Source organism: Zoogloea sp., from assembly GCF_041904905.1.
Lineage (GTDB): Bacteria > Pseudomonadota > Gammaproteobacteria > Burkholderiales > Rhodocyclaceae > Zoogloea.
This window is the reverse complement of sequence record NZ_JAYRMI010000088.1, coordinates 1-15,290: the sequence shown is the minus strand read 5'-3', so window position 1 is coordinate 15,290 and position 15,290 is coordinate 1. Positions and strand designations below refer to the sequence as shown.

Annotated in this window: 15 protein-coding genes; 6 read left to right on the top strand and 9 right to left on the bottom strand. The window is 70.5% G+C overall.

What is annotated here, in order from left to right:
• The 3 genes from ACE3N6_RS17435 to recJ all read left to right on the top strand — a co-directional run.
• A partial coding sequence (locus tag ACE3N6_RS17435; protein WP_374247086.1) for a hypothetical protein occupies positions 1–903 on the top strand: 903 nt, incomplete at its 5' end.
• 153 nt (positions 904–1,056) lie between these two features.
• Positions 1,057–2,082 (top strand): hypothetical protein, encoded by a 1,026-nt coding sequence (locus tag ACE3N6_RS17430; protein ID WP_374247084.1) that lies wholly within the window; start codon positions 1,057–1,059, stop codon positions 2,080–2,082.
• On the top strand, positions 2,079–3,770 hold the full coding sequence (gene recJ / locus ACE3N6_RS17425; RefSeq protein WP_374247083.1) for a single-stranded-DNA-specific exonuclease RecJ: 1,692 nt from the start codon (positions 2,079–2,081) through the stop codon (positions 3,768–3,770). The genes ACE3N6_RS17430 and recJ overlap by 4 nt, the downstream gene beginning before the upstream one ends.
• Positions 3,771–3,839: 69 nt before the next feature.
• Here the strand turns inward: recJ and ACE3N6_RS17420 are convergent, their stop codons facing one another.
• The 4 genes from ACE3N6_RS17420 to ACE3N6_RS17405 all read right to left on the bottom strand — a co-directional run bounded on the left by ACE3N6_RS17420 (position 3,840) and on the right by ACE3N6_RS17405 (position 5,932).
• Positions 3,840–4,208, bottom strand: a complete 369-nt coding sequence (locus tag ACE3N6_RS17420) for an RNA recognition motif domain-containing protein (protein WP_374247081.1) — start codon at positions 4,206–4,208, stop codon at positions 3,840–3,842.
• 118 nt (positions 4,209–4,326) lie between these two features.
• Positions 4,327–4,596: a cytochrome C oxidase subunit IV family protein gene (locus tag ACE3N6_RS17415; protein WP_374247079.1), complete on the bottom strand. Its 270-nt coding sequence runs from the start codon at positions 4,594–4,596 to the stop codon at positions 4,327–4,329.
• A gap of 5 nt (positions 4,597–4,601) precedes the next feature.
• Positions 4,602–5,198, bottom strand: coding sequence for a cytochrome c oxidase subunit 3 family protein (locus ACE3N6_RS17410; protein ID WP_374247078.1), 597 nt, complete (start codon positions 5,196–5,198; stop codon positions 4,602–4,604).
• Positions 5,199–5,353: 155 nt separating this feature from the next.
• On the bottom strand, positions 5,354–5,932 hold the full coding sequence (locus ACE3N6_RS17405; RefSeq protein ID WP_374247077.1) for an antibiotic biosynthesis monooxygenase: 579 nt from the start codon (positions 5,930–5,932) through the stop codon (positions 5,354–5,356).
• A 173-nt stretch (positions 5,933–6,105) separates the two neighbouring features.
• On the opposite strand from ACE3N6_RS17405, the gene ACE3N6_RS17400 reads away from it, so the two are divergent.
• Positions 6,106–7,026 (top strand): LysR family transcriptional regulator, encoded by a 921-nt coding sequence (locus ACE3N6_RS17400; protein ID WP_374247076.1) that lies wholly within the window; start codon positions 6,106–6,108, stop codon positions 7,024–7,026.
• On the opposite strand, the gene ACE3N6_RS17395 is transcribed toward ACE3N6_RS17400, so the two are convergent.
• The 5 genes from ACE3N6_RS17395 to ACE3N6_RS17375 form a co-directional block, all read right to left on the bottom strand.
• Positions 7,023–7,553 (bottom strand): DUF6306 domain-containing protein, encoded by a 531-nt coding sequence (locus tag ACE3N6_RS17395; protein WP_374247075.1) that lies wholly within the window; start codon positions 7,551–7,553, stop codon positions 7,023–7,025. The two genes, ACE3N6_RS17400 and ACE3N6_RS17395, sit on opposite strands and share 4 nt — an antisense overlap.
• Positions 7,554–7,566: 13 nt before the next feature.
• Positions 7,567–8,178 carry a hypothetical protein gene (locus ACE3N6_RS17390; protein ID WP_374247074.1) on the bottom strand — a complete coding sequence of 204 codons (612 nt, stop codon included), beginning with the start codon at positions 8,176–8,178 and terminating at the stop codon, positions 7,567–7,569.
• Between the two features lie 102 nt (positions 8,179–8,280).
• Complete coding sequence (locus tag ACE3N6_RS17385; protein ID WP_374247073.1) at positions 8,281–9,441, bottom strand: NnrS family protein; 1,161 nt, start codon at positions 9,439–9,441, stop codon at positions 8,281–8,283.
• Positions 9,442–9,541: 100 nt separating this feature from the next.
• Complete coding sequence (locus tag ACE3N6_RS17380) at positions 9,542–10,012, bottom strand: hypothetical protein (protein WP_374247072.1); 471 nt, start codon at positions 10,010–10,012, stop codon at positions 9,542–9,544.
• Between the two features lie 133 nt (positions 10,013–10,145).
• Complete coding sequence (locus ACE3N6_RS17375; RefSeq protein ID WP_374247071.1) at positions 10,146–12,176, bottom strand: diguanylate cyclase domain-containing protein; 2,031 nt, start codon at positions 12,174–12,176, stop codon at positions 10,146–10,148.
• Positions 12,177–12,329: 153 nt separating this feature from the next.
• Here ACE3N6_RS17375 and ACE3N6_RS17370 point away from each other — a divergent pair, with 153 nt between their 5' ends.
• Together ACE3N6_RS17370 and ACE3N6_RS17365 are read left to right on the top strand one after the other, a co-directional pair.
• Positions 12,330–14,414, top strand: a complete 2,085-nt coding sequence (locus tag ACE3N6_RS17370; protein WP_374247070.1) for a TonB-dependent receptor family protein — start codon at positions 12,330–12,332, stop codon at positions 14,412–14,414.
• Between the two features lie 287 nt (positions 14,415–14,701).
• The coding region (locus ACE3N6_RS17365; protein ID WP_374247069.1) for a TonB-dependent receptor plug domain-containing protein at positions 14,702–15,290 on the top strand (589 nt) is incomplete at its 3' end.

Below are 15,290 nucleotides of genomic sequence, written 5' to 3'. Positions count from 1 at the left end.
GCCGCCCCGGCCTGCGCCGACGCAATCCCCACCGCCGGGCGCGACCCCCTGCCGGCGGCCGAATTCACCGCCTTCCTCCGCACCCTCGCCCGCAAGGCCGACAAGCTGGTGGTGGTCAGCGAAACCGGGGACGGCCGCTGTCCGCCCCTCGCCCTCTCCGCCCCGCCCGGCGGCAACACCCTCACCCTCTCCGGCCCCCGCGGCACCACCCAGGCCCTGCGCAGCTGCCTGGACGGGCGCCCCCCGATCGCCACCGACGCCGGCCTGGTCAGCGGCGAAGACTGGCGCCGCTGCGCCCAGGCCGCCCTCGTCGCCCCCCGCGACGGCGGGCGCATCGCCCTGGGCGGCAACCCCGCCATCGCCCCGGCCCCCGGCCTCGCCGCCGCCCCGGCCGCCCCCCGCAGACTGCTCCAGGCGATCCACGCCCAGCGCAGCGAGCGCCGCAGCGTCACCCTCGGCGACCTGCGCGGCAGCTACCGTCCGGGCGACACCCTCCGGCTCAGCATCAGCGGCCCCCAGGGCGGGCAGCTCTACCTGCTCGCCGCCCGCGACGACGGCTTCACCCTGCTCCACCCCTCGCCCGCCGCCCCTGCCGAACGCTTCGCCGGCCACCGCAGCCTCACCCTTCCGGCCCGCGATCTGGGCACCGGCAACATCCGCCTGCTGGCCCTCGTCACCGACAGCCCGCGCAACTTCCTGCGGGCCGGCTTCGGCGGCGCCGGCCCCTTCGCCACCGCCCCGGCCGACGCCCGCAGCCTGCGCGATCTGCCCCTCGAGATCCTCGGCGGCGACACCAGCCCCACCTGCCAGCGGGCCGAAACCCGCAACCTCGGCCCCACCCAGGCCCGCCAGTGCACCACGGCCTTCGGCGCCGCCCTCGCCGACCTCACCATCAACCCTTGAGCCCCCCCGGGCCGGGCAGCACCCCCGCCCGCCCCCAACGCGGCCCACGGACAGCTCGGGCGGCGCGGCCGGCGGGTCGCCCGTGCTAGACTCGCCACCCGAATTTACATTCGCCGGCCCGGCCCGCCAGCCCGGCCGCCACCCTGTCGCCCCATGCAGTTCCACCTCGTCCTGCCCGGTCTCGCCTGGCCCCGCAGCGGCGCCGGACACGCCGCCGGCGCCCTCACGCTGCCCGCCCTGTCGGCCCTGCTCGGCCACGCGCGGGTCGGCTGGCAGCCCCCCGTCGCCCCCGAAACCTGGCTCGCCGCCCGCTTCGGCGCGGCCGACACCCGCCTGCCCTACGCCGCCCTGCGCCGCGCCGGCGAAGCGCCCCCGGCGCCCGCCGCCCACTGGCTGTGCTGCGACCCGGTGCACCTGCACTTCTCCCGCGACAAGCTGCTCCTGGCCGATGCCTCCGGCCTCGGCATCACCGCCGACGAAGCCGCCACCCTCCTCGCCGGCCTCAACGACACCTTCGCCGACATCGGCCGCTTCGAAGCCCCCGCGCCGGATCGCTGGTACGTCGCCCTGGCCGAAGAGCCGCGCCCCTTCTTCCACCCCCTCGCCGACGTCAATGGCCGGCCGGTGCAGCTCTTCATGCCCGAAGGCGACGACATCGCCCGCTGGGCGCGCCTGTCGAACGAGCTGGAAGTGTGGCTCTACAACCACCCGGTCAACGCCGCCCGCGAAGCCGCCGGCCAGCGCGTCATCAACGGCGTGTGGCTGTGGGGCGCCGGCCCCGCGGATATCCGCCTGCAGGCCCCCGCCCCGCGCATCCAGGCCGACGCGCCCTTCGCCCGCGGCCTCGCCCGCTTCGCCGGGGTCGATCCCGAACCCGCCGACCGCTACCTCGACGGCAGCGGCTTCGCGGTGGTCGGCACGCTCCAGCACCCCGCGCTGCATCTCGATGCCGCCGCCTGGCAGGCCGCCCTGCTGCAGCTCGAGCAGCACTGGTTCGCGCCGCTGCTGGCCGCCCTCAAGGCCAAGCAAATCCGCAGCCTCGTCATCAGCGCCCCCAGCGACAAGCACTGCCTCCAGCTCGAAGTCTCGGCCGGCAGCCTGTGGAAGTTCTGGCGCAAACCCCAACCCCTCGCCGCCCTGCTCGCCACGGCGCCGCAACCCGCCTCCACCACGCCATGACCCGCATCCTGCCCCGCCCGGCCCCGGCCCGCGCCGTCACCCGCCTGATCGAAGCCGGCACGCACCCGCTCCTCGCCCGCATCTACGCCGCCCGCGGCATCCAGAGCCGCGACGAGCTGGACTACAGCCTCAAGGCCATGCTCCCGCCGGCCCAGCTCAAGGGCGTGCGCGAGGCGGCCCAACTGCTCGCCGACGCCATCGAGGCCGGCGCCCGGATGCTCATCGTTGCCGACTATGACTGCGACGGCGCCACCGCCTGCGCGGTGGGCATCCGGGCCCTGCGCATGTTCGGGGCCGAGGTCGGCTATCTGGTGCCCAACCGCTTCGAGTACGGCTACGGCCTCACCCCTGCCATCGTCGAACTCGCCGCCCCCATGGCGCCGGACGTGCTCATCACCGTCGACAACGGCATCGCCAGCGTCGATGGCGTGGCCGCCGCCCGCGAGCACGGCATCGCCACCGTCATCACCGACCACCACCTGCCCGGCGACGAGCTTCCCGAGGCCGACGTGATCGTCAACCCCAACCAGCCCGGCTGCGAGTTTCCCAGCAAGAGCCTGGCCGGCGTGGGCGTCATGTTCTACACCATGCTCGCCCTGCGGGCCGAACTGCGCGACCGGGGCGCCTTCGAAGGCAAGGCCGAACCCAACCTGGCGGATCTCCTCGACCTCGTGGCGCTGGGCACCGTGGCCGACGTGGTCAAGCTCGACCACAACAACCGCATCCTGGTCGCCCAGGGCCTCCAGCGCATCCGCGCCGACCGCATGCAGCCGGGCATCCGCGCGCTCTTCGCCGCCGCCGGGCGCGACGCCAGCCGCGCGACCACCTTCGACATGGGCTTCGCCCTTGGCCCGCGCCTCAACGCCGCCGGCCGACTGGCCGACATGTCGCTGGGCATCGAGTGCCTCATCACCGACGACATGGGCCGCGCCCTCAACATCGCCCAGGAGCTTGACAAGCTCAACCGCGAACGCCGCGCCATCGAGGCCGAGATGCAGGAAGGCGCGATGGCCAACCTCGACGCCATCGACCCGGGCGCCCGCTCCAGCCTCGTGCTTTTCGAGCCCGACTGGCACCAGGGCGTGATCGGCATCCTCGCCGGGCGCATCAAGGAGAAATTCCACCGCCCCACCATCGCCTTCGCCCGGGGCAACCCCGGCGAACTGAAGGGCTCCGGCCGCTCGATTCCCGGCCTGCACCTGCGCGACGCGCTCGATCTCGTCACCAAGCAGGCCCCGGGGCTGGTGCTCAAGTTCGGCGGCCACGCGATGGCGGCCGGCCTCACCATCCGCGAGGACGACCTGGCGCAGTTCGAGCAGCTCTTCGAGGGCATCGTCACCGGCCTGATCGACCCGGCCAACCTCACCCGCAGCCTGGAAACCGACGGCGCCCTCGAAGACAGCCTGTACAACCTCGAAACCGCCCGCCTGCTGGAGCGGGAGATCTGGGGCCAGGGCTTCGCGGCGCCCATCTTCGACGACACCTTCCGGGTCGAGAACCAGCGCGTGCTCAAGGACAAGCACCTCAAGCTGCAACTGCGCAAGGGCAGCACGCGGCTGGAGGCGATCCAGTTCAACCGCGCCGACGCCGCCGCACCCGCCATCCACGCCGCCTTCCGGCTGGCGGTGAACGAATACAACGGGGTGTCGAGCATCCAACTGATGCTCGAACACTTCGAGGCCGCGTAAAACCGGGCAGCGTAAACGCACGAAACCCCGCCGGAGCGGGGTTTCGATCAAACACGCAGGGCAGGCAGATCAGTAACGGCCACCGCCGCCACCGCCATAGCCACCGCCACCGGGGCCACGACGACCGCCGCCGCCGGGGCCGCCACTGCCCGGGCCACGCCGCGGACCGCCGAAGCCGCCGGTGCGGGGCTCCTGCGGACGGGCTTCATTGACGGTCAGATTGCGGCCGTCGATGTTCTTGCCGTTCAGACCGGAAATCGCGCCCTGGGCTTCCTGATCCGACCCCATCTCGACGAAACCGAAGCCCTTGGAACGGCCGGTCTCGCGGTCCATGATGACCTGAGCAGAGGTCACGCTACCGTACTCGCCGAACAGTTCTTCGAGACGGGCCTTGTCGACGCTGTAAGGCAGATTGCCTACATAAAGCTTGGTACCCAATTGACGCGCTCCATGAGAGAAAGGCGGCCCGGAAGATGGTCGCTCATTCACACAATAGCAAGGCAAGCCAGTCGCGTCGAATATTTTTGTAATGCCGCAACAAGGCCTGACGCACCCCTCAGGCCAGACTGCCGGCGAGGAGGATCAAGCCGGGCATCACCACGAAGTAGAGTCGCATCGCCAGCCGCAGGCGCGAGCCGGGTTCGGCAAGGCCCATGTAGTGGCGGATCACCAGCAGCCCCTTCGCCGCCACGATGAGCGCCACCACCGCGGCAACCACGCCTGCGGAGCTGGCGCTCTCCCCCAGCCAGGCACTGCCCAGGGTCAGCACCACCAGCCCCAGCCACACCCAGGTCACCTGCCTTTCGGCATCGTCCGGCTTCGTCATCGTCGTTACCTCAACACGTAGAGCAGCGGAAAGATCACGATCCACGCCAGATCGGTGGCGTGCCAGTACAGCGTGGCGGCCTCGAGGCCCTCGTGGTCCTCGGGGCTGTAGGCCCCGAATCGGCAGCGCAGGATCGCCCAGATCAGCCCCAGGCAGCCCCACACCACATGCACCAGATGGTTGAAGGTGAGGTAGTAGTACATCGCCACGAAGCTGTTGCCGGTGCCGACCACGCCGTGGTCGATGTTCCAGCTGAACTCCCACGCCTTGATGAGCAGAAAGGCGATGCCACCGAGCAAGGTGCCGATCAGCCAGTTGCTTGCGGTGCGCGCCTCGCCCCGGCGGATCGCCAGCAGCGCGCGCACCGCAAAGTAGCCGCTGGTGAGCATCACCACGGTGTTGGCGATGCCCGCGCCGGTGAGCAGCTGCGCCGGGCCGGCACGGAAATCGTCCGGATGGCTGAAGCGGAACCACCCCCACGCCAGAAACATCAGCGCGAACTCGCTCAGTTCGCACAGGATGCCCACCCAGATGCCCCGGTTGCCGGGCACCTTGCCCATCGACATCGGCCGCCCGGCCGGAGGTGCTATCGCCAGTTCCATCGACTGCTCCTTTCAGAATCCGGAAACCACTTTATCCCGCCGTCGGCAGGCCTGGCCGGCACAGTTTTGCACCGATCCGGGCGGATCAGTTTTTATTTTTCCTTTGAGTTTCATCAAGGAAAACAAGGCCCGACCGCCTTGAGCCGGGGGTGCCGCTAAGACTTGAGATGCGGATTGAGGAAGCGCCGCATCAACTTGGTGAGGCGCGGCATCACCACCCAGGTCATGGTGGCCACGATCAGCCCGGTGAGCAGCGCCACCTTGGGCAGGAAGGGCAGGAGCGGGCGCAGCAGCGGCTCGATCAGCCACAGCACCAGCGACACCGTGGGGAAGATGCCCATCCAGGTGACCAGCGCCATCCGCGCCCGGGGCGGGTGCATCGACGCCGGCACCACCGCCGGCGCGAACCACGCCTCCAGGCCCGACAGGCTGCGGTATTCGGGCTCGGCGGCGGCCACCTCGCGCAGCAGACCGTGCATCTCGGCCCGCTCCGGGCTGGCGTCCCAGGCGGCCAGATCGGCCTCGGACGCGAAGTGCACCACCACCTGGTAGTCGCCGCCGGGCTCATGGGGCGGGATCATCTCGGCGCCCTGAAAGCCGGGGCTGGCCCGCATGTGCCGGAACATCTCGCGGACCCGCGCCTCGTAGTCGCGCTCCCGCCCGGGCAGGGCGCGACGGCGGGCGATGCGGGTGACCTGGCCGGGCTGGGCGGCGGTGGGGTGACGGTTGTCCATGCGCATCCTTGGGTGGGGTTGGGGTGCCGACGGCTCAGGCCGCCAGTCGGTGGGTGTCGCGGCAAGCGGCTTCGGCGCTCGCGGGGCAACTCACGGCTTGCAGTGTAGGGGGCGCGAACATATATTTGAAATCGATTGTCGATATTCGACCCATAACATTGGAGGATACGTCCATGGACCTGCGCCAGATCGACCTGAACCTCCTGGTCTCCCTCGACGCGCTCCTCACCGAGTGCAACGTAACCCGCGCGGCGCGGCGCCTGCACATGAGCCAGCCGGCCCTGTCGGCCCATCTGGCGCGGCTGCGGCAGGTGTTCGACGACCCGCTGCTGCTGCCCGCCGAGACCGGCCGCGGCATGACGCCCACCGCCCGGGCGCTGGCCCTGGGCCCGGCCCTGCATTCGGCCTTGAAGGATCTGGAGTCGGTGGTGAGCCACCGGCCCAGCTTCGACCCCCGCCGCGACGAGCGCACCTTCCACATCGCGGTGAACGACACGGCGATGATGGTGCTGGGGCTGCCCCTGATCGAGCGGGTTTCGGCCTTGGCCGGGCCGGGGCTGAAGGTCACCTTCCGCAACCCCGACGTGGGCCACATCGCGGCCCAGATGGAGCGGGGCGAGGTGGATCTGCTGCTGGCCTCCGACCGCCTGCTGCCGCCGTCGATGAAGACCCGCCCGCTGCTCCGCGTGCGTTTCGTGATGGCCCAGCGCAAGGCCCACCCGCGTGGCCTCGGGCCGGTGGACCTGGACGCCTACTGCCAGCTCTCGCACGTGCTGGTCACCGAGATCGGCGGCAGCCTTTCCGGCTACGTGGACGACACGCTGGCCGGGCTCGGGCGCCGACGCAACGTGGTGATGTCGGTGGAGAAGTTCATGCTGGTGCCGGAGATCCTGCGCTGCTCGGATTACGTGTGCGCCCTGCCCTCGATGCTGATGAGCCGCTTTGCCAGCGTGCTCGACATGTTCGAGCTGCCCCTGGACGACGAGGGCTTTGGCCTGCGCATGGCCTGGCACCCCCGCAACCACGTGGACCCGGCGGTCGGCTGGCTGCGCGAGCAGGTGATCGCGCTGGTGCCCGGGCAGCCCGGGGCCTAAGCGGGCAGGCCGTCGGCCAGCAGCGCCTCGCAGGCGGCGATGTTGTCGAGGTGGGAGCGGCGCATCTCGTCCAGCATGGCCCGGGCCACCTCGTCGGCGAGGCGGGGCAGCACCTCCTCGATCTTGCGCACCACCCACGCCTGCCCTTTGTTCAGGAAACGCAGCCGCGCTGCCAGGCCGTCGATGGCCAGCGTTTTCTGCACGAAGGCGCCGGTGTCGTGGGACGCCACGCCCCCCAGGCGCTGGATGGTCTTGTAGAGCACCACCGCGTTGGCGCCTTCGTCCTTCTGCAGGCGATCCAGCACCGCACGGGCGGCGCTGCGGCTGTCCAGTCCGTCGCGCAGGACGGCCAGCACCCGGGCGCCGGCCCGCTCCGCCTCCAGCAGGGCGTTGAGGCGCTCGATGGTTTCGGGCGCGGGGCCCTCGAAGGTCTCGCCGAAGTGGCCGGGGAAGCTCGCCGCGTAGCACGGTGGCGAGGAGAAGGTGGGCGCATCGGGCTCATCCGGACGGCGGGGGGTGTCCTTCATGGGCGGCTCCTTGTCAGTCGGCGGGGCGGATCGCGAACACCGCCGGGTCGTTGCCATGATCGAGCAGCACGCGGCGCACCCGGGCCTGCCACAGCTCGCGGAACAGCCGGGCCTCGTCGGGGCCAGCCATGCCGCCCAGGCAGCGCTGCATGAGCGGGGCCATCTGCGCATCGGCGGGCACATGGCGCAGATGGGCTTCGGCATCCACCGCGCGGCCGGTGTCTACCCGGGCGAAACGCAGGGCGAGGGGCTGGGCGGCGTCGAAGGCCAGCAGATGGCGCCGGTCGAAGCGCCCGGCGAGCCCCTTGAAGCCGGTGTCGGCGGTGGCGCCGGTGAGCAGCGACACCACGTTGGCGATCACCCCGGTGACGCCCTCGCTGCCGCTCTCGCGAAAGCTCACCCGCACCGCGCCGCGTTCGGGCACCGCGTCGTCGTAGAGGGCGGCGAGCGCCAGACGGGTGAGCCCGTAGGCGCCGGCCACCGTGGGGCACGAGTGCCCGGCCAGCCGGACGGCGTCCGGGTAGCCGTATTCGATCAGGCCGTCGTCGAAGGCACCGAGGAACGCCGCCAGCGGGTCGCGCAGGCGCACGCGGGGGACGAGGTCGAAGAACGGCGGGTAGGACATGGCGGCTCCGGTTTTTCGGGAATCGCCGGGGAGCCTAGCGGCGCGGACGCACCGCCGCCTTGATCGGCGACAGGCCGCCGGCAATTTGCCGCGCCGGCGGGGTCAGTGTTCCTTGCCGTCGATGCGCGGGCTGAGTAGCCGTGGCAGCAGGCGCCCGCCCAGGATCGCGAAGCACAGGAACCAGCACGTCGCCGCCAGATGCACCCACGCCGCGTAGGCGCCCGGCGCCAGTTGCGGCAGCAGCACGCGCACCGCCAGCGCCGCCAGCATGATCCAGATCAGCAGCTTGTCGCCGGCATCGAAGACCACCTTGCGGCCGGTATGGCCCTTGGAGATGCGCACCAGCATCGGCGGAATCACCAGCCCCATCGCCCCGAAGGTGAACAGGTGGATCGACACGCTGCCGGTCCAGTGGGCGACGCCGGCGAGCCCCGCCAGCTCCACCAGCAGCTGGGCGGCGATGGCCAGATAGCCCAGGTACATCACCGCCAGGTCGATGCGGGTCATCGCCAGCAGCGGCCGCCAGCGGGCGAAGCGCAGCAGCAGCAGGCCGGCGCAGGCGAACAGCAGCCCGCCGGCCAGCCAGATCGGCAGCCAGGGCTGGAACACCAGCGCCAGCGCCGAAAACTTGATCGCCCCGTCGAGGCGCGGGTCGCGCAGGATCTCGGCCTGGAAGACGCCCTTCATGAACTGGGTGAGGGTGCGCTCCAGCATCACCAGGAAGGCCACCCGGAACAGCCCCACCGCCATCGTGGCCCCGGCCGCGAAGTGCGCCGGGTCCAGCACCAGCAGCTTGGCGGCAAGAAAGGCGGGCAGGATGAGCAGGAAGAAGTAGTTGTCGCGGAAGCTGTCCTGCTGCCGATGGCGCAGCAGGGTGGCGAGCAGCATCGCCACGATGGCCCCCAGAAAGGCCAGGTTGGACAGCCAGAACAGCCCCGTCGGCCACGCGCCGCCAAAGGCCATGCCGATCCGCTCGACAACCCACGCCGCCGCCAGCACGACCAGCGGCGCGCCGTGGTAGCCGCGCACCTGCACCCAGTTCTTGGTGGCGGTGAGGAGGAACCCGCCCATCACCGCCCAGCCGAAACCGAAGAACATCTCGTGGGCGTGCCACTGCACCGGCGCGACGGGCGCCGCCGGCAGGCCGAGGTGGCCGGTGAAGACGAGGGCCCACAGCATCGGCAGGGTCATGCCGGCAAGGCAGGCGAGGAGGAAGAAGGGCCGGAAGCCGACCAGCCAGAGGGCCTGGGGAGCAGATTTCATGGGTCAGGGCGGAGGAGCGCGGGCTGTCGGCAAGGGCCGACGGAAGCGGCGACCCTAACCCGCGCCGGGCGCCGGCGCCTTGATCGGGAACAGGACGGGATCAGTCGCGCCCGCGGCCGTGCCCATGTCCGTGGCCGCGCGCCCCGCGCTCGTCGAAATGCTCGGCACGCTCCGCGTCCCGGCGATCCTCACGGCGCCCGCGGCGGTCGTCGAAGCGCCGGTCGTGGCCGTACCCGGCCTGGTAGCGAGGGGCATAGACGTTGCGATACCAGCCGTCCTGCACAAAGTAGACCGGCACGCCGCAGGCGTCGTAACGCCCGCAATGGCGTCGCCAGTCGCGGGCATGGCCGGGCGGCACGCGCAGGTAGAGGGGTGCGGCGGCGTGGGGCGCCGGGCGGATGAGCACCGGCCGGGGGTACATCAGCACCGGGCGGGGGAAGTTGCCGATGTCGATGCGCCCGTAGAAGTTGGGGTCGCCGATGCCGATCGACACGCCCACGTCGGCGGCCGTCGCGCCCTGGGCCGCCACGGCGAGGAGCGCCGCGCCGAAGATTCGCTTGATGGGTGACATTGAGGCGTCCTGTCGGGTGATTCGGGGGATTGAGCGCCGGCCGGACACCCGAAGCGTCAGGCCGATCAAGGCCCTCACTGTAGAAGCGCCCGGCCGGCCGGGCAGTAAGAAACTGTAAGGGTTTGCGATGGGCTCAGTCTTCGCCGAACACCGTGACGCGGTTGCGGCCGCCGTGCTTGGCGGCGTACATGGCGCCGTCGGCATGGAGCAGCAGGCTCTCGTCGTCGCTGCCGTGCTCGGGATAGATGGCGACGCCGATGCTCGACGACACGTCCAGGCGCAGCCCCTCGATGAGGAAGGACTCCCCCAGCGCGATGCGGATTTTCTCGGCCACCACCTCGGCGTCGTGGCCGGTATCGATGTGGGGCAACAGCACCACGAACTCGTCGCCGCCGAAGCGCCCGACGGTGTCGGACTCGCGCACGCACATGCGCATCCGCACCGCCGCCTCGCGCAGCAGTTGGTCGCCCACCGCGTGGCCGTAGGCGTCGTTCACCGGTTTGAAGCGGTCCAGGTCGATGTACAGCAGGCCCACCCGGTGCCGGTTGCGGCGAGCCGCCGACAGGGCCTGACGCAGCCGGTCGGTAACCAGGGTGCGGTTGGGCAGATCGGTGAGCATGTCGTGCTCGGCCATGTAGGCGATGCGCGCCTGGCTGGCCCGGCGTTCGGAGATGTCGCGACTCACCCCGTGCAGCTCGACCTTGCCGGTGCGGGGGTTGCGGCAGCAGGTGGTGACCACCTCGATCCACACGGTGGCGCCGTCCTTGCACGGCTGCTCCACCTCGTCGGTGTAGAAGCGCGGCGCGTTGTCCGGGCTGTCGAGAAAGCTGCGCACCCGCTGGCGCACCAGGGCCCGCAGCTCGTCCGCGTCGCGGGGCAGGAAGCTGGCGTCGAAGGGCTGCGCGAGCACCTCCTCGGCGGTATAGCCCCGCAGCCGCTCCACCGACGGACTCACGTAGATGAAGCGCAGGGAGTCGGTATCGACGGTCCACACCACGTCCTTCATGGTCTCGGTGAGGAGGCGGTATTTCTCCTCGCTGGCTTCGAGCCGCTCGGCCGCCAGCCGGGCCTCGGCCACGCTGCGGTGCAGGCGCCGGTTGATGTGGTGGATGTAGGCGGCCACCAGGGTAATCAGCCCGATCGCCGCCAGCGCGGCACCCAGGTAGGTGCGCAGGCCGTTGAGGTCGTCCCGGGCGGGCTCGTAGAGGAAGCCCTGGAAGTCGAAATCCCGGGGCAGCATGCCGATGTCGGCGTACACCTCGGCGATGTGCTTCCAGCGGCCAAGGCTCATGTAGCCCACGTCGACCAGATCGGGGCGCACCAGCGGCACGGTCTGGCGCGCCTCGTAGAGGAAGAAGTCGAGGGGCAGGCCGGTGCCGTAGCGGGCGTGGATCAGGCGGGCGATCTCGTCGGGGTGATCGAGGGCGTAGCGCCAGCCACGCAGGCTGGCCTCCCGGAAGGCGTTCACCAAGGCCGGGTTGCGGCGCAGCAGCGCTTCGCTGGCGAACAGGTTGTCGCCGTAGAAGTCGATGCCTGCCGAACGGGGGGTGTAAACCTGGAAATCCAGCCCCGCTGCCTCGAGAAAATACGGCTCGTTGGACGAGTAGGCGCTGATCGCATCCACCTCGCCGTCGATCAGCGAGCGGGGGTTGTAGCTGTGCTCCACGAACTTCAGCCGCTCTACCGGGATGCGCTCCTTGCGCAAATAGGCGAGCAGCTCGTCGGCGCCGGGCTCCAGCATCACCCGCCTGCCGATGAGATCGTGCACCGACGGCACCGCCAGCTCCCGACGGGTGAGGAGCACCAGCGGGGAATGCTGGAAGATGGTGGCGAGCACCACCACCGGCTTGCCGGCGAGGCGGTCGATCAGCAGGCTGCTGTTGCCCACCCCGAAATCGGCGCGGCCGGAGACCACCTCGTCCACCACGTCCAGCCCGGGCCGGGCGTCCAGGAGTTGCACCGCGAGCCCGGCGTCCCGGTAGTAGCCCTGCTCCAGCGCCGCGTAGTAGCCGGCAAACTGGAAGGCGTGGTGCCAGCGCAGCTGGAGCGTCACCGCCGTCTGCGCCCAGGCCGCCTGCAGCCCGCCCAGTTCGAGCCACACCACCGCCAGAAGGAGCGCGGCGCGGCAGGGGGCGACGAAGAGGGTCCGGCGGATCGGCGGCATGACGGACGTTTCGGGCGATGATCTCCGGAAGTATAGCGAGGGGCACCCGGCGGCGTCTGTTACCGGTGGCGAAATCACGATTTTCATGATGCGCGGCGGCGGCCTTGCGGTTATGTTCGCCACAAAGACCACATTCGCCCACGGAGACACCGGATGCCCGCCCGCTTCACCCCCGCCCCCCATGCCGTCGCCCACGCCGCCGCCCTGGCCGGCATCGCCCACGCCGCCGAGCAGGCGCCCCTGGCCCTCAACCCGGTGGTCGTCACCGGCAGCCGCGCGGAAGCCGCCAGCTTCGACATGCCGGCCTCCATCGACGTGCTCGACCGGGACCAGATCGCCGCCGGCCAGCCGCGCATCAACGCCTCCGAGGCCCTCGTCGCGGTGCCCGGCGTCGTTGCCAACAACCGCCAGAACTACGCCCAGGATCTGCAGATCTCCACCCGCGGCTTTGGTGCCCGCTCGGCCTTCGGCGTGCGCGGCGTGAAGCTGATCGCCGACGGCATCCCCGCCTCGATGCCCGACGGCCAGGGTCAGGCCGCCACCTTCAACCTCGACGTGGCCGAGCGGATGGAGGTGCTGCGCGGCCCCTACTCCGCCATCTACGGCAACCACTCGGGCGGGGTGATCCAGCTGTTCACCCGCGAGCCCGCCGGCCGGCCCAGCGTGGAAGGCAGCTTCGCCGCCGGCAGCTTCGGCACCACCAAGGCCGGCATCGGCGCCCAGGGCCAGCTCGACGGGCTGGGCTACGTGCTCGACGTGAGCCGGCTCAAGACCGACGGCTACCGCGACCACAGCGCCGCCACCCGCGAGCAGGCCTTCGCCAAGATCACCGCCCGGCCCGACGACGTGAGCAAGCTCACCTTCGTCGTCAATGGTTTCTGGCAGCGCGCCGACGACCCGCTGGGCCTCGACTGGGCGAGCTACAAGGCCAACCCGCGGGGTGTGGTGCAGGGCGCCCTCGACTACAACACCCGCAAGAACATCGACCACCTGCAGGGCGGCGTGGCCTACGAGCGCCGCTTCGGCCGCGACACCCTGCAGCTATCGGCCTACAGCGGCCAGCGCAGCGTGATCCAGTACCAGGCCATTCCCCCGTCGTCGGCCAGCGCCATCACCCGCGGCTCCGGCGGCGTGGTCGACTTCGACCGCGACTTCTACGGCGTGGGCGGACGCTGGATCGCCGTGCGCGACGCCGGCGGCGGCCGCCTGACCACCACCGTCGGCGCCGACTACGACGTGAGCAAGGACAACCGTAACGGCTACGACAACCGCGGCGGCGTGAAGAGCACCCTGCGCCGCCGCGAGCTGGACAAGGTCGACAGCGTCGGCGCCTACGTCCAGAGCGAATGGCAGCGCGGCGACTGGGTGGTGAGCGGCGGCCTGCGCCACAGCGCGGTCAAGTTCTCGGTGGACGACAAGTACGTCGTGGGCATCAACGGCGACGACAGCGGCAGCCGCAACTACAGCAAGACCACCCCGGTGCTGGGGGTGGTCTACAAGCTCGACCCGGCGGTCAATCTGTACGCCAGCGCGGCCCGCGGCTTCGAGACGCCCACCCTCAACGAGATGTTCTACGCCACCCCCACCACCGGCTTCAACTTCGGCCTCAACCCCGCCCGCAGCGAGCACCTCGAGACCGGCGTGAAGGCGCTGGTGGGCAACAGCAGCCGGGTCAATCTGGCGCTGTTCCAGGTCAAGACCGACGACGAGCTGGTGGTGCTCGCCTCCAGCGGCGGCCGGACCAGCTACCAGAACGCCGGCAAGACCCTGCGCCAGGGCGTCGAGCTGGCCTTCGACACCGCCTGGCGCCGCGACCTCACCAGCCGCTTCGCCTTCACCCTGCTGCGCGCCATCTACGACGAGGGCTTTGCCAGCACCGTCCCGGTGGACGCCGGCAACGCCATGCCGGGCATCCCCCGCAGCTCGGCCTTCGGCGATCTGGTCTGGAAGCCGCTGCCGGGCATCGCCGCGGCGGTCGAGGGCATCTATCGCAGCCGCCTGCAGGTGAACGACGCCAACTCCGCCACCCCGGCCCCGGCCTACGCCATCGCCAACCTGCGCCTCACCGCCGAACAGAAGGCCGGCCCGTGGCGCTTCACCGAGTTCGCCCGCATCGACAACCTGTTCGACCGCAGCTACGTGGGCTCGGTGATCGTCGGCGACAGCAACGGCCGCTTCTACGAGTCGGCCCCCGGCCGCAACGGCATGGTCGGCGTGAACGCCCGCTACACCTGGTAAGCCCGCTCCGGGCCCCGCCCGGCACGCCCCCCGCTCCCCCGCGCCGCACCCGTCGGCCCGGGGGCGCGGTGCGTTCCCGCCGTGGCGGAAGCAGGCCGTCGGCGGGGACTTTTGCTGCCTCGCAATAAAACTGTATTGCGAATCATTCGCATTTTTATTATTATTGTAACCAGATCTCTCGGGCAAGCCAGCCGTCGTCGCATTGCGCGCTTCCAGCTCCCAGCCAGCCAGCCTCGGGTCATGAAACCCCAACGCCCAATCCGGGCGCTTCATCTCCGGAGGCCAACATGGCACACAAAAAGAACCGCCGACGCCCTGCGTCGCCCCCCCGACCGCAGACCGCCCCCACCCCGCTGCCCACCGCCCTGCCCCTGGGCGCGCTGATGTTTGCCGCCTCGATGAGCGGCTGGGCGCAAACCGGCGCGGCCGACGCCGACAACGCCAAGACCCTCAAGCCGGTGGTCGTGAAGGCCGCCGCCGAAGCCGAACCCCAGGGCAAGGACAGCCTGCGCACCACCACCACCCGCATCGGCAAGGGCAAGCAGGAACTGCGCGACATTCCCCAGTCGATCACCGTGGTCACCGAAAAGCTGATGGACGACCGCAAGATCGACACCATCAAGGAAGCCCTCAAGATGACCTCCGGGGTCACCTTCCTGGCGGCCGAAGGCGGCGAGGAAGACATCCGCCTGCGGGGTTTCCCGCTCAACACCACCGGCGACATCTTCATCGACGGCATGCGCGACCCCGGCTTCTACGACCGCGACACCTTCAACATGGAACGCGTCGAGGTGCTGCGCGGCTCCTCCTCGATGCTGTTCGGCCGCGGCTCCACTGGCGGTGCGGTCAACCAGGTCAACAAGCAGGCCAAGCTGA